Below are 25,574 nucleotides of genomic sequence, written 5' to 3' on the forward strand. Positions count from 1 at the left end.
GAGCCGCCACCTGGCCGGGGGTGTGGGGGTCGTCCCCCACGCAGACCCAGTCAGGAGCAGCTCATCGTGGAGCTCTACTCCAAGTAGTAGCGACATGATGATGGAGCTCCGCTCCGGGCGGTCCCTCGGGATTCCGGAGCGGTAGCCCCGAAAACAAAGGCTCGGGCGGGCCGGTCTCCTTCACGGGAGCCGGTCCGCCCGTACCCTTGTGCAGTACCGGCGTCAAATAGTGGTCGTCGGAGAACAACCTGATCCTGGAGGATCACTCAATGCTTATTGCTCAGCGCCCCACGCTGACCGAGGACGTCGTCGACGAGTACCGCTCGCGGTTCGTCATCGAGCCCCTCGAGCCCGGTTTCGGCTACACGCTCGGCAACTCCCTGCGCCGCACCCTCCTGTCGTCGATCCCCGGCGCTGCTGTCACCAGCATCCGCATCGACGGTGTCCTGCACGAGTTCACCACCGTGCCGGGCGTCAAGGAGGACGTGACCGACCTCATCCTCAACATCAAGCAGCTGGTCGTCTCCTCGGAGATCGACGAGCCGGTCGTGATGTACCTGCGCAAGCAGGGCCCGGGTGAGGTCACCGCCGCCGACATCGCGCCCCCGGCCGGTGTCGAGGTGCACAACCCCGAGCTGCTCCTCGCCACGCTGAACAGCAAGGGCAAGCTGGAGATGGAGCTGACCGTCGAGCGCGGTCGCGGCTACGTCTCCGCGGTGCAGAACAAGCAGGCAGGCCAGGAGATCGGCCGTATCCCGGTCGACTCCATCTACTCGCCGGTGCTCAAGGTCACGTACAAGGTTGAGGCGACCCGTGTCGAGCAGCGCACCGACTTCGACAAGTTGATCGTGGACGTCGAGACCAAGCCGGCCATGCGTCCCCGTGACGCCATGGCGTCGGCCGGTAAGACCCTGGTCGAGCTGTTCGGTCTGGCCCGCGAGCTCAACGTCGACGCCGAGGGCATCGACATGGGCCCGTCGCCGACTGACGCGGCCCTGGCCGCCGATCTGGCGCTGCCGATCGAGGAGCTCGAGCTCACGGTCCGCTCGTACAACTGCCTCAAGCGCGAGGGCATCCACTCGGTGGGCGAGCTCGTGGCCCGCTCCGAGGCGGACCTCCTGGACATCCGCAACTTCGGTGCGAAGTCCATCGACGAGGTCAAGGCGAAGCTCGTCGGCATGGGTCTGGCCCTCAAGGACAGCCCGCCCGGATTCGACCCGACCGCCGCTGCTGACAGCTTCGGCGACGAGGACGACCACGGCTTCGCTGAGACCGAGCAGTACTGAGCCACGGTCGCGGCACGTGGGGGTCCGGGGGTCGCTCCCCGGATCGGCACGGTGCTGAGACCGAGCAGTACTAAGTGACTGTTGATCCGTCAGCAGTGCTTCCCCGTCGGGCCGTTCGGTCCGGCGGGACACCCACCGGTACCTGACACGGCCGGTGACTGCCCCGGTACCTGATACGGCCGAGGCAGTAGTAGAGAAAGAGGAAGACCATGCCGCAGCCCGCCAAGGGAAAGCGTATGGGCGGATCCGCCGCGCACGAGAAGCTGATGCTGGCCAACCTGGCCACCTCGCTCTTCGAGCACGGCCGGATCACCACCACCGAGGCGAAGGCACGTCGCCTGCGCCCGGTCGCCGAGCGTCTGATCACGAAGGCGAAGAAGGGCGACATCCACAACCGTCGCCAGGTTCGCAAGACGATCCGTGACATCGCGATCCTGCACGAGCTCTTCACTGAGATCGCCGGTCGCTACACGAACCGCCCCGGTGGTTACACCCGCATCACGAAGATCGGCAACCGTAAGGGCGACAACGCCCCCATGGCTGTCATCGAGCTCGTCGAGGCCCTGACCGTGGCGCAGACCGCGGTCGGCGAGGCCGAGGCTGCCACCAAGCGCTCCGTCAAGGAGCAGGAGGCCGTCGCGGCCCCGGAGACCAAGGTCGAAGAGACCGAGGCTCCGGCTGAGGACAAGGCCGAGGAAGCCAAGTAGTTCCCAGGATCGGAAAGGCCTGACGGCTGCCCCGCGCGAGCGGGGGTGAACCCGACGCCTGAGCGTCTTTCTGATCTTTACGGGCCCGCTTCCCCTTCACGGGGAGCGGGCCCGTAGCCGTATCTGAAGAAGCGTGAAGCTGTTCCGCGAAGTCCCAAGAAGCGTGAAGAAGGAACCATGGCTGCGTTGACGGACAAGCCGGGGGTCCGGGTCCGGATCGACCTGGCGTACGACGGCACCGATTTCTCCGGCTGGGCCCGCCAGCCGGCCACGTCCGGCTTGCGGACCGTACAGGCGACTCTGGAAGACGCCCTGGACACTGTCCTGCGGCTGCCTGCGGGCTCCACGCGGCTGACGGTTGCCGGGAGGACCGACACCGGCGTCCACGCTCGTGGGCAGGTCGCCCACGTCGACCTGGACCCCACTGTGTGGGAGCAGTACGGCGGTGTCCTGCTGCGGCGGGTGTCCGGTGCGCTGCCGAAGGATGTCCGGGTCCGGGCCGTCACTGTGGCCCCGCCCGGGTTCGACGCGCGCTTCGCCGCGATGTGGCGGCGGTACGCGTACCGCATCAGTGACCACCCGGGTGGCGTGGACCCGCTGCGGCGCGGCCACGTGACGTGGAACAACCGGCCGCTGGACGTCGACCGGATGAATCGGGCGGCCCAACTCCTGCTTGGGGAAAGGGACTTCGCGGCCTACTGCAAGAAGCGGGAAGGCGCGACGACCATCCGCTGCCTGCAGCACTTCTCATGGAGCAGGGAGACCCCGGCCGACACGGACGCCGGGCCCGGGTTCCGTCCCCTGGTCGTCGGTTCGGTGCGGGCCGACGCGTTCTGCCACAACATGGTCCGCGCACTGGTGGGCGCGCATCTGGCCGTGGGTGAGGGACGCCGCCCCGTGGAGTGGCCCGGTGAGGTCCTGGTCCGGGGGGTGCGCGACTCGGGGGTACACGTGGCACCGGCGCAGGGGCTGACCCTTGAGGAGGTCGCCTACCCGGCCGACGACATGTTGGCGGCCCGGGTCCTGCAGGCGCGGAACATGCGTGACGAGCCGGTTGTCCTGTCCGTACTGCCATAAGTTTCCCAGCGGTTTCTAGATCCGGCCGGTGATCTGCCGGACCGCCTGTTCGCCGCGTCGCCGCAGGGCGGCGTTGACGAACTTCTGCAGGTCCCCGGCGGCCAGCGAGGCGGAGGAGTCCGTACGGTCCCATTCCGCGGTCGTGACGGGACTGCCGTCGCGGTGGCCGACGACGGTGAAGGTCAGGTAGCGGCCCAGGGGTGCGGCGGAGGAACGTCCGCACCGCACTCCCGGGTCCGTCGGGCAGAGTCCTTTCACCGGGCCGCCGTCCAGCGCGGAGACAGCGCCCTTGTCCGCGGTGCTTACGTATGCGGCCAGGGCTGCCGTCGCCTGGGCGGCGTCGGGGAACGCGGCGACGCCGATGGTCAGGGCGACTCCGTCGGGCCCGGTCAGTGTCGCCCTGACCAGGCGCGTGCAGCCGTGCGCGCTGAACAGCGGGCCCAGACCGCCGGCCGCAGGGAGGCCACAGCCGTCGGTGATGTCACCGGCGGTTCCGGTGTACCGGCGGCCGTCCACGGTCACCTCGACCGTCGGGAACAGCGTCTGCGGGATGAACGGCTTGCTGTCCAGCGCCGGGTCGGCCAGCACCTGCGACCAGGTGGGCGGCGGGGGACCGGGTGGTACGGAATTCTCCGGTGGACCTGATGGACCTGATGGACCTGATGGACCTGATGGACCTGATGGACCTGATGGACCTGATGGACCTGATGGACCTGATGGATCCGATGGACCCGGTGACGCCGCCGCGCGGTCCGTGACGGCAGTGTCCGGATGGTCACTTCCCGGCGGTGAGAGGCCGATGCCGCCGGCCACCAGCCCGCCGAGGGTCACAGCTCCGAGCACGGCACCGCCGACCTGCGACAACCGTCTTCTGCGCCGCACCCGGGCGACTTCGGCGTCGGCTAGGGCTTCCCAGTCCGGCTCCGAATGGGCGTACGACCCGGGCGGTACCGCGCTTGTGTCGGGGGTCGTGGGCCCCCGGTCCTCGCCGTTCATGGCCGGAGAGCTTAAAGCACTCCGCCGGGCGGGTTAACATTGACGATGGTAGGGATTGGTAATCGGGGGTTCCCGCCGCCAGTTTTGACCGGCAGCCAGGATCTCCGGTATTCTGCCCGTTCGTTGTGCGTATTGGCTTGCTTCAGAAGTGGAGTCGGTACGCCGGGCCGCTGGAAACCCTGGAATCTCAGGAAGGGTGCCTCACTCGTTTGAGGGACACCCAACTCCACCAGTCGGCACCCGTCAGCACATACCCCCACGAAGAAGCGAAGGCTACGACCGTGCGCACGTACAGCCCTAAGCCCGGCGACGTCCAGCGTCAGTGGCACGTCATCGACGCGACCGATGTCGTGCTCGGCCGTCTGTCCACTCAGAGTGCCGCGCTCCTGCGCGGCAAGCACAAGCCGGTTTACGCGGCGCACATGGACATGGGTGACTTTGTCATCATCATCAACGCGTCCAAGGTGCACCTGACCGGTAACAAGCGGACCCAGAAGCTGGCTTACCGCCACTCCGGTCACCCGGGCGGCCTCCGCTCGGTCCGCTACGACGAGCTGCTTGAGAAGAACCCCGAGAAGGCCGTCGAGAAGGCCATCAAGGGCATGCTTCCCAAGAACACCCTGGGTCGCCAGATGATCTCGAAGCTCAAGGTCTACGCAGGCAATGAGCACCCGCACCAGGCGCAGTCGCCGGTGCCCTACGAGATCACCCAGGTCTCCCAGCAGGTCACCCTTTAAGTCACGGCCACTGCCTGACGTCACGAAACGCTGAAAGGAACTGTGGCTGTGTCTGAAGAGACTGTCGTCACCGAGACCCCGGTTGAGACCCTTGAGGTCCCCGTCGAGGTTGTCGTCGAGGAGACCGAAGAGGTCACCCTCGACTCGTACACCTCCGAGTCGCTCGCGTCCCGCTTCGGCGAGCCGCAGCCGGCCGCTGCCACCGGTCGCCGCAAGGAGGCCGTCGCCCGTGTCCGCATCATGCCGGGCACCGGCAAGTGGAAGATCAACGGTCGCACCATCGAGGGTTACTTCCCGAACAAGGTGCACCAGCAGATCGTCAACGAGCCCTTCAAGATCCTCGAGCTTGACGGCAAGTACGACGTCATCGCCCGGATCCACGGCGGCGGCACCTCCGGCCAGGCCGGCGCGCTGCGCCTGGGCGTTGCCCGCTCGCTGAACCAGGTCGACGAGGAGCTGAACCGTCCGGCGCTCAAGAAGGCCGGATTCCTCGAGCGTGACGCCCGCGCCGTCGAGCGCAAGAAGGCCGGTCTCAAGAAGGCCCGTAAGGCTCCGCAGTACAGCAAGCGCTAAACCCCTGTCTGCGGCCCCGCGGAGACACCCTTGTGGTGCTGTTCTCCGTCGGGCCGCAGCTCGGCTTCGAACCCCGGGGCACGTCCTGTGCCTGCGGGGTTCTTTGCATTTCCGGCCCGGTCCTGTGCGCTTGCGCAGGAACCGGGTTTCAGTGCTCTTACCCGGCTCCTCAGCGGCCGGGGCCCGGTCACGGCCGCCTGCCCGGCTGTGCCGGGTGACCGTCGATTTGCATGTATGCGGGAGGTTCCAGCATGGGACGACTGTTCGGAACGGACGGGGTCCGCGGCCTGGCCAACGGCCGGCTGACCGCGGAACTGGCCCTGGAACTGGCGGTCGCCGCCGCCCGGGTGCTCGGCAGACAGCGACAGGAAGGCCATGGGCGCCGCCCGTTCGCGGTGGTCGGCCGTGACCCGCGGGCCTCGGGTGAATTCCTCGAAGCCGCCGTGGTCGCCGGTCTCGCCGGGGCCGGGGTGGACGTGTACCGGGCCGGTGTCCTGCCCACTCCCGCGGTGGCGTTCCTGACCGCACTGTCCGGCGCCGACCTGGGCGTCATGCTGTCCGCCAGCCACAACGCCATGCCCGACAACGGCATCAAGTTCTTCGCCCGCGGCGGCAACAAGCTGCCCGACAGCGTCGAGGACGAGATCGAGGCACTGCTCGGCACCGACTGGAACCGCCCGGTGGGCGCTGCGGTCGGCCGGGTCCAGGACCACCCCGAAGGCGGGGCCCGCTACGTCGAGCACGTCCTGGCGTCGCTGCCGCACGGCCTGGACGGTCTGAAGATCGTCGTGGACTGCGCCAACGGCGCGGCGTCCAAGACCTCTCCGGACGCCCTGCGCCGGGCCGGCGCCGAGGTCATCGCGATCCACAGCGAACCCGACGGTCTCAACATCAACGACAGTTGCGGCTCCACGCACCTGGGCGACCTCCAGGCCGCGGTGCTGCACCACGGCGCGGACGCCGGGATCGGGCACGACGGCGACGCCGACCGCTGCCTGGCCGTGGACGCCCGCGGTGACATCGTCGACGGCGACCAGATCATGGCCGTACTCGCGATCGCGATGCGCGACCAGGGCAAGCTGCACAAGGACACCCTGGTCGCCACGGTGATGTCGAACCTGGGGCTCAAACTGGCGATGCGCGACGCCGGGATCCCGATGCTTGAGACGGCGGTCGGCGACCGGTACGTCCTGGAGTCCATGACGGCCGGCGGGTTCTCGCTGGGCGGTGAGCAGTCCGGGCACCTGATCATGTCCGCGCACGCGACGACCGGTGACGGCCTGCTGACGGCGCTTCACCTGCTGTCCCGGGTCGCGGAGACGGGGAAGCCGCTGCACGAGCTCGCCGCGGCGATGCACAAGCTGCCGCAGGTGCTGATCAACGTCGGTGGAGTCGACCGGACGAAGGTCACCATTACGCCGGAGCTGACCGAAGCGGTGGCCGTCTCGGAGGCCCGCCTCGGCGATACCGGGCGGGTGCTGCTGCGTCCGTCGGGCACCGAGCCGCTGGTCCGGGTGATGGTGGAGGCCGCGACCCAGGAGCAGGCCGAGCGCGAAGCGCAGGAGCTGGCCGAGGTCGTCCGTAAGACCCTGGGGATCTAAGACAGTTCCCGTACGGAAAGGCCCTGGAGGCGCCAACCCTTGGAAACCAAGGGTGTTTCCGGGGCCTTTTCCGTACGACGGTCTGTCAGTTCACCGGCTTGACCGACTTGATCGTGCCGTCCGGGGGGAAGGTGGCGACGGATCAGAGTTTGCGCAGCCGCAGCCTGCGGACCGAGTGGTCCGGGCCCTTGGTCAGCACCAGGGTGGCCCGGCCGCGGGTGGGCTGGACGTTCTCCGTCAGGTTCAGCCCGTTGATGTCCCGCCAGATGTTGCGGGCGTACTCCACGGCTTCGTCCTGGGTCATCTCCGCGTACTTGCGGAAGTACGACTGCGGGTCCCGGAACGCGGTCTGACGCAGCTTCAGGAACCGGGCGAGGTACCAGCGGCGGATGTCGTCGGGGCGGGCGTCCACGTACACACTGAAGTCGAAGAAGTCGGACACCGCCAGACGCGGCCGGCCGTCACCGCCCAGCTGTGGTGGCTGGAGCACGTTCAGGCCCTCGACGATCAGGATGTCCGGCTGCCGTACGGTCACCTTCTCGCCCGGCACGATGTCGTACACCAGGTGCGAGTAGACCGGCGCGGACACCTCCGCCTTGCCTGCTTTCACGTCGGCGACGAAACGCACCAGGGCCCGGCGGTCGTAGGACTCCGGGAAGCCCTTGCGGTGCATGATGCCGCGGCGCGTCAGTTCGGCGTTCGGATGCAGGAAGCCGTCGGTGGTGATGAGCTCCACATGCGGGTGGTCCGGCCAGCGGGCCAGGAGGTTCTTCAGGATGCGGGCGGTGGTGGACTTGCCCACCGCGACACTGCCGGCCACCCCGATGATGAACGGGGTGGGACGACGCTGGGAGGAACCGAGGAAGGTCGTCAGTGCCTGGCCCAGGCCGCGGGTCGCCCCCACGTAGAGGTTCAGCAGGCGCGACATCGGCAGGTAGACCTCTTCGACCTCGGCCAGGTCGACGACGTCACCCAGACCGCGCAGTCGTTCGAGTTCGTCGGCGGTCAGCGGCAGCGGGGTGTTGGCCCGCAGGGCGCTCCACGCTTCACGGTCGAGTTCGACGTACGGGGAAAGATCCCGGCCCGGGGCCGCTCCGTGGGTGTGAGCAGGCCGGGAGTCGGCCGTGGTGAGTGCCTGGCTGGTGGTGTGCACGTGACCATTGTCCCCGGCATGCCCAGACCTGCTGCGGGCGGGCCGTACGTGATCCGGCCGCGCTCCCCGCGCGGGCCGTACGTGATCTTTGTAACTGACGTGCCGGTTTATCGCACAAGTGGACCTCCGCGGCGGTGATCGCAACCTGGAGCAGCATCTACGCTTTGCGTCATGTGCGGGATTGTGGGTTACGTAGGCAGAAAATCGGCGCTCGACGTCGTCATCGAAGGACTGCGCCGACTGGAGTACCGCGGGTACGACTCAGCCGGTGTGGCACTGATCGCAGACGGCACGCTGGTGGCCGAGAAAAAGGCGGGCAAACTCGCCAACCTGGAGAAGGTCTTGGAGGCCGCGCCGCTCCCGGAGGGCGGCACCGTCGGCATCGGTCACACCCGCTGGGCAACCCACGGGGCACCGAACGACGCGAACGCGCACCCCCACCTGGACAACGCGGGCAAGGTCGCGGTGGTGCACAACGGCATCATCGAGAACTTCGCGCAACTGCGCCAGGAGCTGTCCGGTCGCGGTCACACCCTGTTGTCCGAGACGGACACGGAGACGGTGGCGCACCTCCTCAACGAGGAGTTCACGAAGCTGACCGGGGAGCAGGGCGGCCCGGCCGACGGCGATCTCGCCGAGGCCATGCGCCGGGTGTGCCGCAAGCTCCAGGGCGCGTTCACCCTGGTGGCCGTGCACGCGGACAGCCCGGACGTGGTGGTGGCCGCGCGCCGTAACTCGCCGCTGGTCGTGGGCCGCGGCGACGGCGAGAACTTCCTGGCCTCGGATGTGGCCGCGTTCATCGCGCACACCCGCGAGGCTGTGGAGCTGGGTCAGGACCAGGTCGTCGAGCTGCGCCGGGACGGCATCACCGTCACCGGCTTCGACGGTCTGCCGGGCGCCATCCGCGAGTACCACGTGGACTGGGACGCGTCGGCCGCCGAGAAGGACGGCTACGACTACTTCATGCTCAAGGAGATCGCCGAGCAGCCCAAGGCTGTCGCGGACACCCTCCTGGGCCGGCTCGGCGTGGACGGGAAGCTCACCCTCGACGAGGTGAACATCCCGGCCGAGACGCTGCGCGAGATCGACAAGATCGTCATCATCGCCTGCGGCACGTCGTACAACGCCGGTCTGATCGCCAAGTACGCGATCGAGCACTGGACCCGCATCCCCTGCGAGGTCGAGGTGGCCAGCGAGTTCCGCTACCGCGACCCCATCCTCGACAAGCAGACGCTGGTCATCACCATCTCGCAGTCCGGCGAGACGATGGACACCCTGATGGCTCAGCGGCACGCCCGCGAGCAGGGCGCCAAGGTGCTGACCATCTGCAACACCAACGGCTCGACGATGCCGCGCGAGGCCGACGCGGTGCTGTACACGCACGCCGGGCCCGAGGTCGCCGTCGCGTCGACCAAGGCGTTCCTGACCCAGCTGGTGGCCTGCTACCTGGTGGCGCTCTACCTCGGCCAGGTCCGCGGGACCAAGTGGGGCGACGAGATCCTGGAGGTCATCGACCAACTCGCCGGCATGCCGGAGAAGGTCGACCAGGTGCTGGAGACCATGGAGCCGGTCCGCGAGTTGGCGCGGTCGCTGAAGGACGCCACCTCGGTGCTGTTCCTCGGCCGTCACGTGGGCTACCCGGTGGCGATGGAGGGCGCGCTCAAGCTCAAGGAGCTGGCGTACATGCACGCTGAGGGCTTCGCCGCGGGCGAGCTCAAGCACGGCCCGATCGCGTTGATCGAGGAGGGCCTGCCGGTTGTGGTGGTCGTCCCGTCGCCGCGTGGCCGCAGTGTCATCCACGACAAGATCGTGTCCAACATCCAGGAGATCCGGGCACGTGGCGCGATGACCATCGTCATCGCGGAGGAGGGCGACGAGGCGGTGGTCCCGTACGCCGACCACCTGATCCGGGTGCCGCAGACGCCGGTGCTGCTGCAGCCGCTGGTGGCCACGGTGCCGCTCCAGGTCTTCGCGTGCGAACTGGCGACGGTCAAGGGCCACGAGGTGGACCAGCCGCGCAACCTCGCCAAGTCGGTGACGGTGGAGTAGGCCCGCTGGTCCGCAGTACTACGGGTGGCTTCCGCACTCCGGTTTCGCCGGGGTGCGGAAACCATCCGTTCTGCTTGTCCGGGCGACTCCCCGCGACAGTGATTCTGACGCTCCGTCAAGAGTGGTGAGCGCAGTGTGTGCGCAACGGTGATAAGTCGACCTGTGTGCCAAGTTGTAACGGCCCTTCGCCGTTTTGTCCCGCGATCGTCCTGGTCAGGCCCGTTTCCCCACATCTAGGTTGATCAGTCCCGGCATCCGGTCCGGGCAGTCACCTCCAAGGGGAATCCAACACGTGGAACGTCGTCGTTTTATGGCCAGGAGCGCTGCGGTCGCCGTCGGGACCGCAGCCCTCGCCGGGCCTTTCCAGGGGCTCATCGCCCCCGCATACGCCACTGAGCGCGGTAAGACACCTGGTCGGGGGACGTCCGGCTACGGCCCGCTGAAGCCCGTCACCGACGCGCGGGACGGGAAGGTCCGGCTGCACCTGCCCGAGGGGTTCCAGTACCGGTCCTTCAACGAGGCGGGCTCGCCGCTGAGCGACGGGACGCCCACGCCCGGCAAGCACGACGGCATGGCTGCCTTCCGCGGGCGCGGCGGGGACACCGTGCTGGTCCGCAACCACGAGGTGGGCGGTCCGGTCGGCGCGTTCGGCGACAAGTCGAAGGCGTACGACCCGATGAGCGGTGGCGGCACCGTCACCCTGACCGTCGACAACTACGGGCAGGTCAAGCGCAGCGGCGTCAGCCTCAGCGGCACCCAGCTGAACTGCAACGGCGGCCCGATGCCGTGGGGTTCCTGGGTCACCTGCGAGGAGACGGTCAACGGGCCCGACCTGCCGCCGGACTTCACCGGCCAGCCCAATGACAAGCTGACGCAGAAGCACGGGTACATCTTCGAGGTGCCCCTCGACCGCCCGTCGGAGCGCAAGCCGATCCGGTCCGCGGGAAGGTTCGCGCACGAGTCAGTGGCCTTCGAGCCGAGCACCGGTGCGGTCTACCTGACCGAGGACAACTTCGCGAACCCCTCGGGCTTCTACCGGTACCTGCCGCCGGTCAGTCCCTGGGTGGCCGGAAAGCTCAAGGACGGCGGGAAGCTCCAGATGCTCGCCGTCAAGGGCCGTCCAGGCTTGGATCTCTCCAAGGCTCAGCGCAAGGGCGTCGCGTACGACGTCACCTGGGTCGACATCGACAACCCGGACCCCACCTTCGGGCCCGGCACCTCGAACGACGACGCCTCCCACGCGGTCAGCGGGCAGGGCCTGGCCAAGGGCGCGGCGTTCTTCTCGCGCCTTGAAGGATCGATTCACCACCGCGGGACTGTCTACTTCGTATCCACCCAGGGCGGCGCGACCGCCGTCGGCGACGTGGCCCCCGACGGCTTCGGTGACGGGCGCGGCCAGGTGTGGGCGTACGACGTGCACGACCGCAAACTGCGCCTGGTGTACGAATCGCCCTCGTCGCAGGTCCTCGACCTGCCGGACAACGTCACGTACAGCCCGCAGGGCACGCTGATCCTGTGCGAGGACGGCGACGGCGACAACTTCCTGCGCACCCTCACCGTCGACGGGCGCGTCTCCGACCTGGCCCGCATGGAGCCGGTCGCGGGAGATCCGGGCGCGGAGTTCGCGGGCGCGACGTTCGGCCCCGACGGACACACCCTGTTCGTCAACATCCAGTCGAAGCGGGGCATGTCCTTCGCGGTCTGGGGGCCCTGGCACAAGCACGGGTGCTGACGCCGGGGTACGGACTACGCTCGATCCCGTGATCATTGGTGTGGGCATCGACGTGGCGGACATCGGCCGGTTCGGGGAGTCGCTGCGGCGTACCCCCGGACTGGCCGACCGGCTTTTCACCGACGGCGAGCGGTACGTCCGGCCAGGTCAGGAACGTGGTGTCGCCTCACTCGCGGCCCGGTTCGCCGCCAAGGAGGCCCTGGCGAAGGCGCTCGGCGCCCCCAGGGGGCTGCGCTGGCTCGACGCCGAGGTGTCCACCTTGGAGTCCGGGCAGCCGTTGCTGACCGTCACCGGCACGGTCGCCGCGCGGGCCGCCGAACTCAGCGTCAAGAGCTGGCATGTGTCGCTCAGTCACGATGCGGGCATTGCGTCAGCCGTTGTCATCGCGGAAGGGTGAGCCGTTGAACCGCCGGAGTCCGGGTCAGTGCCGAAGGGACCGTACGGAATGAAGCGTGCGTACAGCGTCGAACAGATCCGGGCGGCGGAGACCGCGCTCCTGGCGACACTGCCCGCGGGCACGTTGATGCAGCGGGCCGCGCACGGGCTGGCGGCGGTGTGCCGTGAGGTCCTGGGCCGTACGTACGGCAAGCGTGTGATGCTGCTCGTCGGGAGCGGCGACAACGGCGGGGACGCGTTGTACGCGGGCGCTCTGCTGGCCCGGCGCGGGGCGCGGGTGGAGGCGGTGCTGCTGAGCCCGGACCGGGTGCACGAGGGCGGGCTGGCGGCGCTGCGGGCGGCGGGTGGCCGGGTCGCCACCGCAGAGCTGTGGGACGGCTCCCGGCGGCCCGACCTCGTGGTGGACGGCATCGTGGGCATCGGCGGCCAAGGGGGGCTGCGGCCCGCTGCGGTTGATCTCCTGGCAGGCGTCCGCGGCGTGCCCATGATCGCGGTGGACCTGCCCAGTGGGATCGACGCCGATTCCGGCATGGTCGTGGGGTATGCCGTACGGGCCGACAGCACGGTCACCTTCGGCGCGTACAAGCCCGGTCTCCTCGTCGACCCGGCGGCCTCGTACGCCGGCGAAGTCAGGCTCATCGACATCGGCCTCGGTCAATATCTTCCGGAACCCGTCCTTTCCGTCCCCGAGGACGCCGATATCAACCGGCTGGTGCCTGGACCCACCAGGGAGAGCGACAAGTACCAGCGTGGGGTGGTGGGCGTGTGTGCCGGCTCGGAGCGCTACCCGGGTGCGGCGCGGCTGGCCGTCGGCGCCGCGCTGCGCGGTGGCGCGGGTGCGGTGCGATTCAGCGGACCGCAGGCGGTGACGGAATCCGTACTCGCTGACTATCCCGAGACACTGGCGACTTCCGGTGGCCCGCAGGACGCGGGACGTGTGCAGGCCTGGGTGGTCGGGTCCGGTCTGGACACGGGCCCGGCGGCCGGGGCGCGGTTCGCCCGGGTGCTGGCCCAGAACGTGCCGGTGCTGATCGACGCGGACGGCCTCACACTCCTGGCCGCGGCCGGGCGCAAGGCTCTGAACCGTACGCCGTGCTCGTTGTTGACCCCGCACGCCGGAGAGGCCGTCCGGCTGCTCGAAGCGGTCGGCGAGCAGGCCGACCGTGCGCACGTCGAACGACGGCGGCTGCACTACGCGGTCCGGCTGGCGGCGGAGTACCGCTCGACCGTACTGCTCAAGGGCAGCACCACGGTGATCGCCGATCCCACGGGCCGGGTGCGGGTCAATCCGACCGGAACACCGTGGCTCGCCACCGCCGGGAGCGGCGATGTGCTGTCCGGTCTGGCCGGGTCCCTGCTTGCCGCCGGGCTCGAACCCTTCGACGCGGCCACGGTGGCCGCCTATCTGCACGGACTCGCCGGGCGCCGGGCTGCGGACGGCGCTCCGGTCACCGCTGTGGAGCTCATCACCGCGATCCCTGGCGCATGGCGCTCGGTTAGTCGGTCGGCAGACTCCGCCGCCTGAGATACTGGAATGTCTGCCCGCCTTCGAAAGGACCGCTGCACCGATGCGCGTCGAAGCCCGAATCAACCTCGACGCGATCCGGTTCAACATCCGGCGGATGCGTTCGAGGGTCGGTGCTGCGCAGGTCATGGCGGTGGTGAAGGCCGATGCGTACGGGCACGGGATGGTGCCGTGCGCCAAGGCGGCCCGCGAGGCCGGTGCGACGTGGCTCGGGACGGCCACCCCGCAGGAGGCCCTGGCGCTCCGCGCCGCCGGTGACGCGGGCAGGGTGCTGTGCTGGCTGTGGACCGCCGAAGACCCCTTCGAAGACGTCCTACGGGAGGACATCGACATTTCGGTCAGCGGCCTGTGGGCCCTCCGGAAAGTCGAACAGGCCGCGCGAGTAACAGGCCGAACTGCCCGGATCCACCTCAAAGCCGACACCGGCCTGGGCCGCAACGGCGCACAGCCGCACGACTGGGCCGAACTGGTCACCGAGTCATTGAAAGCGCAGGCCGGGGGCCTGGTCGCAGTCGTCGGCCTGTGGTCGCACTTCGCGTGCGCCGACGAACCAGGGCATCCCTCCATCGACGCGCAACTCGCCAGGTTCCACGAAGTCCTCACGTACGCGGAAAACGCCGGAATCACCCCCGAAGTGCGGCACCTGGCGAACTCGCCGGCCGCGCTGACCCGGCCCGACACACACTTCGACCTGGTCCGCTGCGGCCTGGCCACCTACGGCGTCTCGCCCATCCCGGAGCTCGGCGGCTTCGGGCTCAGGCCGGCGATGACCCTGACCGCCGAACTCGCGCAGGTCAAGCAGGTCCCGGCAGGCCACGGCGTCTCGTACGGACACCACTGGACGGCGGAGCGGGAGACCACCCTGGGGCTCGTCCCCGTGGGTTACGGCGACGGCATCCCGCGGGCGGCCAGCAACACCGGGCAGGTCCTCATCGGCGGCAAGCTCCGGACAGTCGCCGGACGGGTGGCCATGGACCAGTTCGTGGTCGACCTGGGCGACGACAAGGCCGCCGTCGGTGACGAAGTCCTGCTCTTCGGCCCCGGCGACCAGGGCGAGCCGACGGCTGAAGACTGGGGACGCGCCACCGGGACGATCGGCTACGAAGTCGTCACCCGGATCAGCACCCGGGTGCCGCGCACATATCTCGACGAGGGGGCCTAGTGGTCACGGTCAACGGCCGGGCGGTCGGTCGCCGCGCGGGGATCTTCGGGGCAGCGGTGGGCGTCCTGGCGGCCGGAGCCGCCGCCGGGGTCGCCGTCGAGCGGATGACGGTGGGCAGGGCGTTCCGCCGCCGTGCCGAACTGCAACTCGACGCACTGACCGACTTCGGCACGCTGCGCGGTGAACCGCACGTGGTCACCGCGCCGGACGGTGTGGAGCTGTACGCCGAAGTCGACGGCGACCGGGACGCGCCGCTGACCATCGTGCTCGTCCACGGCTACACGCTCAACCAGGACGCCTGGCACTTCCAGCGGCAGGAGTTCGCCGACCACCGGCTCGTCCTCTTCGACCAGCGCAGCCACGGCCGGTCCGGACGCGGCACACCGGAGACGGCGAACATCGACCAGCTCGGCGAGGACCTCTACGCAGTCCTCGAACAACTGGTGCCCCACGGCCCGATGGTCCTCTTCGGCCACTCCATGGGCGGCATGACGATCATGGCCCTGGCCGACCAGCGCCCCGAACTCTTCGGCACCCGGATCACCGGCGTCGCCCTGCTGAACACCTCAGCCGGGAAGTGGGCCACAGTCACTCTGGGCATCCCCGCGGCCGGGGCCCGGATGCTGCACAGGGTCGCCCCCGGCGTGCTCGGCGTGCTGGGTCGCCGGGCCCAGTTCGTGGAAGCCGGCCGCCGGGCCGCCCGCGACCTGGTGGTGCTGTTCACCGAGCGGTATTCCTTCGCCTCGAAGGTGGACCCGACACTCCTCAGGTTCGTCGACCGGATGATCTCCTCGACCCCGATCGATGTCATCGCGGAGTTCTTCCCGACCTTCGAATCGCACGACAAGCTCGCCGCACTGCCGGTCCTCGACCGGGTGCCGGTCCTGGTCGTGGCCGGTGACAAGGACCTCATGGCCCCGGCCACGCACGGCGAGGCCATAGCCGAGGCCGTCACAGGGGCCGAACTCCTGCTGGTGGCCGACTCGGGCCACCTGACGCCGCTGGAACACCCCGCCGCCGTGAACGCGGCGCTGCGCACACTGCTGACCCGGGCCGCGGAGCAGTCCGTACAAGACGTCGATGGAGCACAAAGCTGTGGATGAGCGTGTGACGACGGCGGTCGACGTGACCGTCACCAGCGGCGATGACATGCAGGGCTTCGGCCGCAGGCTCGCCAAACTGCTGCGCGCCGGGGACCTGCTGATCCTGTCCGGCGGGCTCGGGGCCGGGAAGACCACGTTGACCCGGGGCATCGGGGCCGGTCTGGGGGTGCGCGGCGCGGTGACCTCCCCGACCTTCGTGATCGCCCGTACGCACCCGTCGCTGGGTGGAGGACCGGCACTCGTGCACGTGGACGCTTACCGGATCGGCGAAGGCACGGACCTCGTGTCGGAGATCGACGACCTGGACCTCGACACCTCACTCGATGAAGCCGTCACGGTGGTCGAGTGGGGCGAGGGCCGGGTCGAGGAACTGTCCGAGCAGCGGCTCCTGGTGCTCATCGACCGGGCCGAGGGCGACGACCTGCGGGAAGACGATGTACGGGTGGTCAGGCTGCGTGGCGTCGGCGGGCGGTGGGCCGACGCGGGCCTCGACAGCCTGGCGTGACCGCGTGACCGCGTGAGCGGCTGGGGGGGCTGGGGGGGACAGTTCGGGCGGGCCGCGGTGAATTCACCGTGACCCGCCCGAACTGCCTTATCCGCTCTGCCGGTTGCTCGGCCCGCAGCCGTCAGAGTGTCGGCGGAGGTTGTGGCACCGGGGGCATCGCCCGGCCTGCCGCGCCTGAGGTGGTCCCGGTGCCCGCGGTGCTGCCGGAGGACGTGCCGCTGCTCGTCCCGGCGTCGGAGCCCGACGAAGTGCCGCTGTTCGCCCCGGAACTGGTCCCGGTTGTGCCGCCGTTGCCGCCGGCCGTCGTGCCGCTGCTCGTCCCTGCGTCGGAACCTGACGAAGTGCCGCTGTTCGCCCCGGAACTGGTCCCGGCGCTGGATCCGCTGGACGTGCCGCTGGACGTGCCGCCGGTGGTGCCGCCGGTGGTGCCGCCGGTGGTGCCGCCGGTGGTGCTGGAACCCGTTCCGCCGGAGCTGGCGCCGGGCGTGTTCGACTCACGCGGCGGCCGGCTGGTCGCGGGGTCCGGCGACCGGGTGCCCGGGGTCCTGGACGCGTCCGGGGTGTTCGGCGGGGATTCCGGTGTAGGGGACGCGACCGGGTCCGGGGTGGACTCGCCTTCGTCATCGGAGCCGGAGGTGTTCGGCGCCGAAGGGAGATCCTGGACGGGCAGGTTGCTGAGCGCCGCCTTCATATACGTGGTCCACAACTGGGCGGGATACCCGCCACCGTTGACCCGGCTGCCGCCGCCGGTCCCGCGCAGTGTCAGCCGCTTCGAATTGCGGTCCTCGCTGAACAGCCCGACTGAAGTGGACAGTTGCGGGGTGTAGCCGATGAACCAGGCAGACAGGTTGTCGTCGGTGGTGCCGGTCTTGCCCGCCGCGGGCCGGCCGAGCGCCTGGGAGGCACGCCCCGAGCCGTTCTGGACAACACCTTGGAGGACCCCGGTGACCTGGTTGGCGACGTCCTTGTCGACGGCGTCCTTGGTCTTCACCTCCGGGAGGTCGACCTTGTCGCCGTCTAGGGTGACCTCTTCCACGGAGTGCGTATCGACCCGCTTGCCCTGGGCGGCCAAGGTCGCGTACGCCCCGGCCATGTCGACGGCACTGGGAGTCGAAGTGCCGAGCGAAACCGAGGCGTTCGGGTCCAGGTCCGGTGTGTTCTCCGGCAGCCCGAGCTCATGGGCGCTGTCCACCACCTTGTCCGTGCCGACATCCATGCCGAGCTGGGCGTACGCGGTGTTCGAGGACACTTCCATCGCCCGGGTCAGGGTGATCTGGCCGTAGTTCGCGCCGTCCTCATTGTTGAGCACCCACGGCTTGTTGCCGCTGATCACCGGCTTGCCGTTCTGCTGCCTGATGATCACCCCGGAGTTGCCGTTGTACACGGTGTCCGGGGTGACCTTCTGCTTCCGGCCGTCCCGCTCGGTCCCGTCGGCCAGGGCGGCGGTCAGGACGAAGGGCTTGAACGTCGAACCGGCCTGGATGTCCCGTCGGGTCGCGGCGTCCACGAACTCCTTGACGAAGTCCGTACCGCCGTAGATCGCCCGGACCTTCCCGGTGCCGGGCTCGATCGACGACGCGGCCACCTTGACGTACTGGTCGTTGCCGGTGTCGCGGAGCGTCTTCTTACGCCAGTCGGCGACCGTCGTGTAGAGCTGGTCGGTCATTTTCTTGTCGAAGGTGGTCTTGATCGTGTAGCCGCCCAGGTTGAAGCGCTTGTCGTCGATCACCTTCTTGTCGGTGAGTTCCTTCTTGGCCATCCCGACCAGGTAGCCCTTGACCCCGTCGAGCCCCGACTGCGGCTTCTCGTCGATGGGCTCGGGGAACTGGATCGCGGCCCGGTCCTGCGGTGTCAGCCACTTCTCCTTGACCATGCCGTCGAGGGCGTAGTTCCAGCGGTTCAGGGCGGCCTGCCGCCACTTGGCACTGGTGTTCTTGACGTCGTACGCGCTGGGCAGTTGCAGGAGCGTCGCCAGGTAGGCGCCCTCGGCCGCGTTGATCTGGCCGATGTCCTTGCCGTAGTAGGCCTGTGCGGCGGCCTCGATGCCGTACGCCCGGCGCCCGAAGTAACTGCTGTTCAGGTAGCCCTCAAGGATGTCGTCCTTGGACACGGTGCGGTCGAGCTTGATCGCGATGACCGCTTCCTTGAGCTTCCGGGAGTAGGTCTGCTCCTGCGTCAGGTAGACGTTCTTCACGTACTGCTGGGTGATCGTCGAACCGCCCTGGGTGGCCCCGCCGGTCAGCGCCGCGAGGAGTGCGCGGGTGGTGCCCTTCACGGAGATGCCCGAGTCGTTGTAGAAGCTGCGGTTCTCCGCGGCCAGCACCGCGCGCTGGACGGGCAGCGGCACCGCGGACAGGGGGATGTTCTGCCGGTTCTGCTTCCCCGTCCGGGTGATCTCGGTGCCGTCGCTCCACAGCCACACGTTGCTCTGGGTGGCGGCGCTGGCGTTGATCGTCTGCGGTACCGGGGTGACCGCGTACACGATGCCGAGCGCGGCGAAACCGCCGGCGAAGGCCAGCAGCGCGAGGGTCAGGATGTGCTTGACCGACGGCAGCCAGCGCAGCCCCCGGCGGCCCTTGCTCCGCGGGTAGTCGATGAAGCGGCGCCGGGGGCGGCCGTCCTCCACCGGAGCGGCCGGAACGACCTCGTCCGAGCCATCAGGGCCTGTCGGTCCCATCGGTCCCATCGCCACGCGTCACCGCTTCCCCGGTGCGTCAGCACCTGCCTCCCGAATGATCATCATGTTGATGATATGTGGATAATTCGGAGGAGGTGCGACTGAACCGGGCATGTCGCCCCGGATCGGACTCGGACTCGGGGTCTGACTGGGGCTCGGACTGGGACTCGGGGTCAGGACCGGACTCAGTTGCGAGCTCAGGACCGGGCTCGCCTTCGAGCTCCGGATCAGGTGATGACCACGACCGAATCACCGATCTGGATGAACTCGTACAGCGCCTTTCCGTCCTCCGCGCCCTCCCGCACACCGCCGCTCTTCGGCTTGTTCGAGGCGGGCGGAGGCGTCGAGGACTTGCGCGTGCCGCTCGCTGAGGCGCTGGGCGCTGCCGACGGCGGGACGATCTTGTCCAGCGGGGTGTCCGTACCGGCGAAACCGATCGGCAGCCCGGCCGCGCTGGCCGCGAACTTCACCGAATACTTGATGGTGAGGCCGTCGCTGCCCCGCATCGGGCCTTCCTGCTTGGTCGACACCCGGAACTTGCCGGCCACCGCCGACACCGTGCCCGGCACGACCGGGAACGTCCGCAGCACTACGCCGCCCACGTCCACCAGCCACACCCGGCTCTCGCCCAGCGAGTAGACCACCCGTTTGCCCTGCCCCGAATCCTTCGGGACCACCGGTGCCGGCGGCGCCGGCGGCGGCACCGGTGGTGCGCTCTGCCCCGGCGCCTGCGGCGTCGGGGACTGGGGGCCGGTCAGCGCGGCCTTCCGGTTGTCCGGGGCCGAATTCGCGGCCTGCGCCGCCAACGCGCCCACACCGGCCAGCGCCAGCACGGTGATCACTGCCACCGTCCGGCCCGGCTTGGGCTCCCGCTTCGCCATCTCGCTCCGCCCTCGCTGTCCGCTGCGGCCGTCGTGCCCGCTGCCGTCCGTGTGTTCGGCACCCATCGTGCCAGCAACGGCGGCCTCCGGGCAGGATCAGGCCCGCCGCGGCTGGTGCGGCCGGCGCTCCACGCACACGGGTCCCGGGGTGAGATCCACGCCGGTACGACTCCGGGACGGGCGATATCCTGATCCCGTGCTGCTCCTCGCCTTTGACACCGCCACCCCCGCCGTGACCGTCGCCCTGCACGACGGGACCTCGGTCATCGCCGACTCCACCCAGATCGACGCCCGCCGACAGGGTGAACTCCTGACCCCCGCCATCACTGAGGTCCTGGCGCGGGCGGGCCGCACCTACGCCGACCTGACCGACATCGTGGTCGGCGTCGGCCCCGGTCCGTACACCGGCCTGCGGGTCGGGCTGATGACCGGCAAGGCGATGGCCGACGCGCTCGGGATCCCCGTACACGGCGTCTGCACCCTGGACGCGCTGGCCTTCGCGGCGGGCCGGGACGGCACCGTCCCCGACGGGCCGTTCATCGCGGCCACCGACGCGCGGCGCAAAGAGGTCTACTGGGCGCGCTACACGGACCCGCGGACCCGCACCGAAGGCCCCAGCGTGGACAGGGCCGCCGAGATCGCCGACCGGATCGCCGGACTGCCCGCAGTCGGCGCCGGGGCGTTGCTCTACCCGGAGTCCTTCGCTGTTGTCCGGGGCCCCGAGCACCCGGACGCCGCCGCGATGGCCACGTACGCGGCCGAACTGCTCCGCCGGGGTGAGGACCTGCTCCCCGTCGAGCCGTTGTACCTGCGCCGCCCCGACGCGAAGGAGCCGGCGGGCTACAAGAGCGTCACCCCGCCGGCCTTCCCCGCGCCGTAGAACTCTGCTTTACGGCTTGGGCAACTGCCCGTTCAGCCACTCGAAGGCCGGGATGATCAGCTGCTTCCACACGGCGGTCAGGTGGCCGCCCTTGGGGACCGTGAAGGACTGGGCGGGTACACCCGCCCGCTGCGCGGCGGCGGCCAGTTCCTCGGCGTAGGCGGTCCGGCCGACCTGGTCCTCCTTGCTGGACATCAGCCACAGCTTCACGTCCGGCGCGGGCTTGGTGTTCTCCAGCATCCAGATCGGGCTGTTCTTCAGCCGCAGGTCCTTGTCGCCGATCGCCGACGGGTCGCCCTTGAAGTCGTCACCGGCGATGCTCATGCCGTAGTGGAACGCCTGGGGGTACTGCAGCGGCAGCTTCGCCCCGCAGAAGCCACCGGTGGAGTAGCCGAGCCCGGCCCACTTCTTCGGGTCGGCCGACACCCGGAAGTTCTCCAGCATCATCGTGCGGACGTCCTCGGCCAGCCACGTGGCCCGGTCGCCCTTGCCCGGGACGTTGGAGCACTCGGTGTTGGTCGACTGGTTGCCGATCGAGGCGATGACCAGGACCATCGGCTGCAGCTTGCCGCTCTTGAACAGTGGTTCGAGCTGGTGGCCCACCGCCAGCGCGCCGTCGCCGTACCAGCCGGAGTTGGTGCCCGGGATGCCGTGGAACAGCATCACCACCGGGAACTCTTTGCCCTTCCAGGCCGGATCGTCGTACTGCGGCGGGGTGTAGACGTCGACCTGGTCCTTGAGGTGCGACTTGGGCCCGGTGAAGTCCGTGGTCTTGAAGCCGCCCTTGCCGGGCTCGAACTTCTGGGTGCCGGTGCGGATCTTCGGGGCCTGTTCACCCGCCGCACCGCTGGAACTGCCCGGGTTGCCGGGGGTGGACGGTGCGCCACCGCTCTGCGCCTGGCTGATAGCGCCGACGTCCTGGCCGAACAGGTCTTTCCAGGTCACGAAGAACGGCCCGAGCGTCTTGTTCACGATGATCAACGCCATCAGGGCGGCGAACAGTTGGGCGCCCATGATCAGCCCCACCCGCCCGCCGACGCGCGCCGGTCCGGAACCGGCCAGGCGTGGCCAAAGGAGCACTGTCGCGGTCACGGCTATGACCACAAGCAGCACCGTCAGCCACATGAACGGCGTACCGGCAGGTCCCACAGCTGGTTCTCCTCAAGGCGTCGCCGGGCACGGTGAACGGTGCCGCGGAAGGTCGTGCAACGGGGGAAAACCCGCCCCGCCAAGTAATGATGGCCGAAAGCGGCGAATGGTTCTCCATCGCGGTAAACAGACATGCCACCCGTTCGTCAAAGTGTGCACGACGACGTCAGGGGCCTCCGCGCCGCGGTCGTAGAATGACCGGCATGAGCGCCCCTGCCCCGCTGAGACCACTGCGCTGGTGGGACCTGGACCGACTCCTCGAACTGGAGCACGAACTGTTCCCGGAGGACGCCTGGTCGGCGGGCATGTTCTGGTCCGAGCTGGCGGAGGCCGACCCGAAGACGGGCACCCGCCACTACGTCGTGGCCGAGGACGCCGGAGGGGACATCGTCGGCTACGCCGGCCTGTCCGCGGCCGTCAGCGAGGCCGAGGTCCAGACCATCGGCGTACGGGCGGACCAGCGGGGCCGCGGCCTGGGAGCAGTGCTGCTCGCCGAACTCCTACACGAGGCGACCCGGCGCGGCTGCTCCTCCGTACTGCTCGAAGTCAGGGTGGACAACGCCCCCGCGAAACGGCTCTACGAGCGGTTCGGCTTCGAGCCGTTGGGCATCCGGCGCGGCTACTACCAGCCCGCCAACGTGGACGCGCTGATCATGGGCTGCGATCTGAACGACTACACGAACACCCAGTCGGAAGGAAACCCCGAAGGTGCCTGACGAGCCGCTTGTACTCGGCATCGAGACGTCCTGCGACGAGACGGGCGTCGGCATCGTCCGGGGGACCACCCTGCTCGCCGACGCGATCGCCTCCAGCGTCGACCAGCACGCCCGCTTCGGCGGGGTGGTGCCGGAGGTCGCCTCCCGGGCACACCTGGAGGCGATGGTGCCGACCGTGCGCCGGGCGCTCAAGGAGGCCGGAGTGACGATGGACGACATCGACGCCATCGCGGTCACCTCCGGTCCGGGCCTGGCCGGCGCGCTCCTGGTCGGCGTGGCCGCGGCCAAGGGCTACGCCGCGGCGCTCGACAAGCCGCTGTACGGCGTCAACCACCTGGCCGCGCACGTGTGTGTGGACCAGCTGGAGCACGGCAGGCTGCCCGAACCGACGATGGCCCTGCTGGTCTCCGGCGGGCACTCCTCGCTGCTCTTCGTGCCCGACGTGACGACGGACGTCCGGGAACTCGGCGCGACCATCGACGACGCGGCCGGGGAGGCCTTCGACAAGGTCGCCCGGGTGCTCGGCCTCGGCTTCCCCGGCGGCCCGGTGATCGACCGCACGGCCCGGGAGGGCAACCCGAAGGCGGTCCGTTTCCCGCGCGGGCTGACCGGGCCGAGGGACGCTCCGTACGACTTCTCCTTCTCCGGGCTCAAGACCTCCGTGGCCCGCTGGGTCGAGGCGAAGCAGCGGGCCGGGGAGCCGGTGCCGGTGGCCGACGTCGCCGCGTCCTTCCAGGAGGCCGTCGTCGACGTGCTGACGAAGAAGGCCATCGCGGCCTGCAAGGAGCGCGGCTCCGACCACCTGCTGCTCGGCGGCGGTGTCGCGGCGAACACGAGGCTGCGCGCGATGGCCCAGGAACGCTGCGACAAGGCCGGGATCGTGCTCCGGGTGCCGAGGCCCGCGCTGTGCACGGACAACGGCGCGATGGTGGCCGCGCTCGGCGCGGAGATGGTGTCCCGCAACCGGGCGCCGTCCTCGATGCTCATCCCGGCCGACTCGTCGATGCCGATCACGGTGCCCCAGGCGTGAGCCAGCGACCGGGCGACGTCCCTGCGTGGAGCCCGGCATGAGCACAGCGCAGATGTGGGAGGCCCGCGCAGCCGAAGGCCGGGCCGCCGAGCTGGTTGACTGGGTCTATGAGAGCGCCCTGCCGACGCTCGTCGGCGCGGAGCGTCACGAAGTGTTCAGTTCCGTGCAGGACGGTGTAGAGCGTGTCGTCGTCATCAGCCTGTGGCCGGGGGTGCCCCAACCGCTCCCCGAAGCGCCCGCGGAGCTTGTCTCCCGACCGCCGCACGCGTGGAGTTTCGACCGGATAGTCCGGTGAGGACCTGTTTGGTGGAGTCTGGGTGAGAACCCGGCCCGCACCCCGGTGAGGAGGCCTAATCCGCAGGCCGGGGGCGGGTCGGGAGGTGGCTCATGGCGTCGCGCCGCCGCACGCGCCATGTTCTCAAGGACGAAGTCTGCACCCTGGAATCGTCTGGCAACAGCTTCCGTACCCCAGGTGCCCCAACGTGTCCGGGAAAGTTCCCCCAACCACCCGTGGGGTGATCGGTGATCGTATCCTGCTCGGTAGGAACACCTTTGATTTATGCAGTAGTTCGATCGGCTGGCGACCGGATCTGACGTCGCGGTTGACGTTGACAAGGAGCACAAACGTGGCGAACCTACGACGTTCCAGGTCCGCGGCGTGCGCGCTGCTGATCGGAGTCATCACCGCCGTTGCGCTGACCGGGTGTTCCTCGGGCGACTCCGGGGCCGACTCCTCCGGTCCGAAGAACCAGGCTTCGGGCGATTCCGCCGCGACTCCGGGCAAGCCGGGGTCTTCTGCCGCGCCGCGGCCGGGCACGGGCGCCTCTGGAGGCGACGCCGCCGCAGCCGCTTCGAAGTGGGACCTCAAGCCGTTCGCGCCCGCTCCACCGCCGCCGGCGGTCAAGCCGGTCAAGGCCGACACCGCGAATCCGCCGGTGATCAAGAGCATCCCCACCGACCAGAAGATCGTGTTCGTGACGATCGACGACGGTGCGGAGAAGGACCCGAAGTTCGTCGAGATGCTCAAAGACCTGAACATCCCGGTCACGATGTTCCTCACGGACAGTTACGTGCGACAGAACCCGGACCACTTCAAGCAGTTGCAGGCACTGGGCAACACCGTGCAGAACCACACCCTCACCCACCCGAACCTGCGCGCGGTCGACGAAGCCAAACAACGCAAGGAGATCTGCGGGCAACAAGACCGCATCGCGCAGGAGTTCGGCAAGCGGCCCACGCTGCTGCGGCCGCCGTACGGGAACTCCAACGACACCACGCTGAAGGTCGCCGGGTCCTGTGGCGTCGGCGCGGTCGTCCTGTGGCGCGAGTCGATGCAGATCCACGACATGCAGTACGTCGACGCCAGCAAGAAGCTGCAGCCAGGGGACATCATCCTGGCCCACTTCCGCGGCCTGAAGGACCTCAAGAACGAGGAGACGATGACCGGGATGATGGGCAACCTGTTCCGGAAGATCCAGGAGCAGGGGTTCACCGTCGCGAAGTTGGACGACTACATCGGTTGAGCTGTGTTGTTGCCGGGCTCCAAGCGCGGGTTGTTCTGATGCCGGGCTCCAAGCGCGGGCGTTTTCCTCACGCCGTCTTCGCTGCGCTCAGTCGTCGTTCGGCGCCCGCGCGTCGC

Annotated in this window: 24 protein-coding genes; 19 read left to right on the top strand and 5 right to left on the bottom strand. The window is 69.2% G+C overall.

Annotated features, from left to right (window positions below):
* The first annotated feature begins 269 nt into the window (after window positions 1–269).
* The 3 genes from AC0Z36_RS22040 (at window position 270) to AC0Z36_RS22050 (ending at window position 3,070) form a co-directional block, all read left to right on the top strand.
* Complete coding sequence (locus AC0Z36_RS22040; protein WP_485464725.1) at window positions 270–1,286, top strand: DNA-directed RNA polymerase subunit alpha; 1,017 nt, start codon at window positions 270–272, stop codon at window positions 1,284–1,286.
* 209 nt (window positions 1,287–1,495) lie between these two features.
* Window positions 1,496–1,993: a 50S ribosomal protein L17 gene (rplQ, locus tag AC0Z36_RS22045; RefSeq protein WP_485464726.1), complete on the top strand. Its 498-nt coding sequence runs from the start codon at window positions 1,496–1,498 to the stop codon at window positions 1,991–1,993.
* A 177-nt stretch (window positions 1,994–2,170) separates the two neighbouring features.
* On the top strand, window positions 2,171–3,070 hold the full coding sequence (locus tag AC0Z36_RS22050; RefSeq protein WP_485464727.1) for a tRNA pseudouridine synthase A: 900 nt from the start codon (window positions 2,171–2,173) through the stop codon (window positions 3,068–3,070).
* 15 nt (window positions 3,071–3,085) lie between these two features.
* On the opposite strand, the gene AC0Z36_RS22055 is transcribed toward AC0Z36_RS22050, so the two are convergent.
* Complete coding sequence (locus AC0Z36_RS22055; protein WP_485464728.1) at window positions 3,086–3,658, bottom strand: hypothetical protein; 573 nt, start codon at window positions 3,656–3,658, stop codon at window positions 3,086–3,088.
* Window positions 3,659–3,705: 47 nt separating this feature from the next.
* On the opposite strand from AC0Z36_RS22055, the gene AC0Z36_RS22060 reads away from it, so the two are divergent.
* From AC0Z36_RS22060 to glmM, 4 genes are all read left to right on the top strand, one after another.
* Window positions 3,706–3,828, top strand: a complete 123-nt coding sequence (locus AC0Z36_RS22060) for a hypothetical protein (RefSeq protein WP_485464729.1) — start codon at window positions 3,706–3,708, stop codon at window positions 3,826–3,828.
* Window positions 3,829–4,347: 519 nt separating this feature from the next.
* Entirely contained in the window at window positions 4,348–4,803 is a 456-nt protein-coding gene (rplM, locus tag AC0Z36_RS22065; RefSeq protein ID WP_485464730.1) for a 50S ribosomal protein L13, read from the top strand.
* Between the two features lie 48 nt (window positions 4,804–4,851).
* Window positions 4,852–5,376 (top strand): 30S ribosomal protein S9, encoded by a 525-nt coding sequence (gene rpsI / locus AC0Z36_RS22070; protein WP_485464731.1) that lies wholly within the window; start codon window positions 4,852–4,854, stop codon window positions 5,374–5,376.
* A gap of 251 nt (window positions 5,377–5,627) precedes the next feature.
* Window positions 5,628–6,977, top strand: coding sequence for a phosphoglucosamine mutase (gene glmM / locus AC0Z36_RS22075; protein WP_485464732.1), 1,350 nt, complete (start codon window positions 5,628–5,630; stop codon window positions 6,975–6,977).
* A 142-nt stretch (window positions 6,978–7,119) separates the two neighbouring features.
* Here the strand turns inward: glmM and coaA are convergent, their stop codons facing one another.
* Complete coding sequence (coaA, locus tag AC0Z36_RS22080) at window positions 7,120–8,130, bottom strand: type I pantothenate kinase (RefSeq protein ID WP_485464733.1); 1,011 nt, start codon at window positions 8,128–8,130, stop codon at window positions 7,120–7,122.
* 171 nt (window positions 8,131–8,301) lie between these two features.
* On the opposite strand from coaA, the gene glmS reads away from it, so the two are divergent.
* From glmS to tsaE, 7 genes are all read left to right on the top strand, one after another.
* Entirely contained in the window at window positions 8,302–10,179 is a 1,878-nt protein-coding gene (gene glmS, locus AC0Z36_RS22085) for a glutamine--fructose-6-phosphate transaminase (isomerizing) (RefSeq protein ID WP_485464734.1), read from the top strand.
* A gap of 310 nt (window positions 10,180–10,489) precedes the next feature.
* Window positions 10,490–11,911 carry an alkaline phosphatase PhoX gene (locus tag AC0Z36_RS22090; RefSeq protein ID WP_485464735.1) on the top strand — a complete coding sequence of 474 codons (1,422 nt, stop codon included), beginning with the start codon at window positions 10,490–10,492 and terminating at the stop codon, window positions 11,909–11,911.
* 28 nt (window positions 11,912–11,939) lie between these two features.
* Window positions 11,940–12,308 (top strand): holo-ACP synthase, encoded by a 369-nt coding sequence (locus AC0Z36_RS22095; protein ID WP_485464736.1) that lies wholly within the window; start codon window positions 11,940–11,942, stop codon window positions 12,306–12,308.
* Window positions 12,309–12,356: 48 nt separating this feature from the next.
* The gene (locus tag AC0Z36_RS22100; protein ID WP_485464737.1) at window positions 12,357–13,832 is read left to right on the top strand and encodes an NAD(P)H-hydrate dehydratase; all 1,476 of its coding nucleotides are present in this window, start codon (window positions 12,357–12,359) and stop codon (window positions 13,830–13,832) included.
* Between the two features lie 43 nt (window positions 13,833–13,875).
* The gene (gene alr, locus AC0Z36_RS22105; protein ID WP_485464738.1) at window positions 13,876–14,994 is read left to right on the top strand and encodes an alanine racemase; all 1,119 of its coding nucleotides are present in this window, start codon (window positions 13,876–13,878) and stop codon (window positions 14,992–14,994) included.
* Complete coding sequence (locus AC0Z36_RS22110) at window positions 14,994–16,097, top strand: alpha/beta fold hydrolase (protein WP_485464739.1); 1,104 nt, start codon at window positions 14,994–14,996, stop codon at window positions 16,095–16,097. The genes alr and AC0Z36_RS22110 overlap by 1 nt, the downstream gene beginning before the upstream one ends.
* On the top strand, window positions 16,075–16,602 hold the full coding sequence (gene tsaE / locus AC0Z36_RS22115; RefSeq protein WP_485464740.1) for a tRNA (adenosine(37)-N6)-threonylcarbamoyltransferase complex ATPase subunit type 1 TsaE: 528 nt from the start codon (window positions 16,075–16,077) through the stop codon (window positions 16,600–16,602). Before AC0Z36_RS22110 ends, tsaE begins: the two co-directional genes overlap by 23 nt.
* Before the next feature lie 121 nt (window positions 16,603–16,723).
* On the opposite strand, the gene AC0Z36_RS22120 is transcribed toward tsaE, so the two are convergent.
* Both AC0Z36_RS22120 and AC0Z36_RS22125 read right to left on the bottom strand, forming a co-directional pair.
* Window positions 16,724–19,279, bottom strand: coding sequence for a transglycosylase domain-containing protein (locus AC0Z36_RS22120; RefSeq protein ID WP_485464741.1), 2,556 nt, complete (start codon window positions 19,277–19,279; stop codon window positions 16,724–16,726).
* A 227-nt stretch (window positions 19,280–19,506) separates the two neighbouring features.
* Window positions 19,507–20,226, bottom strand: coding sequence for a hypothetical protein (locus tag AC0Z36_RS22125; protein WP_485464742.1), 720 nt, complete (start codon window positions 20,224–20,226; stop codon window positions 19,507–19,509).
* A gap of 130 nt (window positions 20,227–20,356) precedes the next feature.
* On the opposite strand from AC0Z36_RS22125, the gene tsaB reads away from it, so the two are divergent.
* Complete coding sequence (gene tsaB / locus AC0Z36_RS22130; RefSeq protein WP_485464743.1) at window positions 20,357–21,040, top strand: tRNA (adenosine(37)-N6)-threonylcarbamoyltransferase complex dimerization subunit type 1 TsaB; 684 nt, start codon at window positions 20,357–20,359, stop codon at window positions 21,038–21,040.
* A gap of 9 nt (window positions 21,041–21,049) precedes the next feature.
* On the opposite strand, the gene AC0Z36_RS22135 is transcribed toward tsaB, so the two are convergent.
* Window positions 21,050–22,189, bottom strand: coding sequence for an alpha/beta hydrolase (locus AC0Z36_RS22135; RefSeq protein WP_485464744.1), 1,140 nt, complete (start codon window positions 22,187–22,189; stop codon window positions 21,050–21,052).
* A gap of 203 nt (window positions 22,190–22,392) precedes the next feature.
* Between AC0Z36_RS22135 and rimI the strand changes: the two genes are divergently transcribed.
* The 4 genes from rimI (at window position 22,393) to AC0Z36_RS22155 (ending at window position 25,458) form a co-directional block, all read left to right on the top strand.
* Entirely contained in the window at window positions 22,393–22,905 is a 513-nt protein-coding gene (rimI, locus tag AC0Z36_RS22140) for a ribosomal protein S18-alanine N-acetyltransferase (protein WP_485464745.1), read from the top strand.
* Complete coding sequence (gene tsaD / locus AC0Z36_RS22145) at window positions 22,898–23,935, top strand: tRNA (adenosine(37)-N6)-threonylcarbamoyltransferase complex transferase subunit TsaD (protein ID WP_485464746.1); 1,038 nt, start codon at window positions 22,898–22,900, stop codon at window positions 23,933–23,935. Before rimI ends, tsaD begins: the two co-directional genes overlap by 8 nt.
* 37 nt (window positions 23,936–23,972) lie before the next feature.
* On the top strand, window positions 23,973–24,230 hold the full coding sequence (locus tag AC0Z36_RS22150; protein ID WP_485464747.1) for a hypothetical protein: 258 nt from the start codon (window positions 23,973–23,975) through the stop codon (window positions 24,228–24,230).
* Between the two features lie 331 nt (window positions 24,231–24,561).
* Window positions 24,562–25,458: a polysaccharide deacetylase family protein gene (locus AC0Z36_RS22155; RefSeq protein WP_485464748.1), complete on the top strand. Its 897-nt coding sequence runs from the start codon at window positions 24,562–24,564 to the stop codon at window positions 25,456–25,458.
* The last annotated feature ends 116 nt before the right edge of the window (window positions 25,459–25,574 follow it).

The organism is Kitasatospora sp. UYEF31, from assembly GCF_057291755.1.

Bases quoted from the DNA above. Each gene is read 5' to 3' on its own strand.
- AC0Z36_RS22040 (WP_485464725.1), top strand. From the start codon at position 270: ATGCTTATTGCTCAGCGCCCCACGCTGACCGAGGACGTCGTCGACGAG.
- rplQ (WP_485464726.1), top strand. From the start codon at position 1,496: ATGCCGCAGCCCGCCAAGGGAAAGCGTATGGGCGGATCCGCCGCGCAC.
- AC0Z36_RS22050 (WP_485464727.1), top strand. From the start codon at position 2,171: ATGGCTGCGTTGACGGACAAGCCGGGGGTCCGGGTCCGGATCGACCTG.
- glmM (WP_485464732.1), top strand. From the start codon at position 5,628: ATGGGACGACTGTTCGGAACGGACGGGGTCCGCGGCCTGGCCAACGGC.
- glmS (WP_485464734.1), top strand. From the start codon at position 8,302: ATGTGCGGGATTGTGGGTTACGTAGGCAGAAAATCGGCGCTCGACGTC.
- AC0Z36_RS22090 (WP_485464735.1), top strand. From the start codon at position 10,490: ATGGCCAGGAGCGCTGCGGTCGCCGTCGGGACCGCAGCCCTCGCCGGG.
- AC0Z36_RS22100 (WP_485464737.1), top strand. From the start codon at position 12,357: ATGAAGCGTGCGTACAGCGTCGAACAGATCCGGGCGGCGGAGACCGCG.
- alr (WP_485464738.1), top strand. From the start codon at position 13,876: ATGCGCGTCGAAGCCCGAATCAACCTCGACGCGATCCGGTTCAACATC.
- tsaE (WP_485464740.1), top strand. From the start codon at position 16,075: ATGGAGCACAAAGCTGTGGATGAGCGTGTGACGACGGCGGTCGACGTG.
- AC0Z36_RS22120 (WP_485464741.1), bottom strand. From the start codon at position 19,279: ATGGGACCGACAGGCCCTGATGGCTCGGACGAGGTCGTTCCGGCCGCT.
- AC0Z36_RS22125 (WP_485464742.1), bottom strand. From the start codon at position 20,226: ATGGGTGCCGAACACACGGACGGCAGCGGGCACGACGGCCGCAGCGGA.
- rimI (WP_485464745.1), top strand. From the start codon at position 22,393: ATGAGCGCCCCTGCCCCGCTGAGACCACTGCGCTGGTGGGACCTGGAC.
- AC0Z36_RS22150 (WP_485464747.1), top strand. From the start codon at position 23,973: ATGAGCACAGCGCAGATGTGGGAGGCCCGCGCAGCCGAAGGCCGGGCC.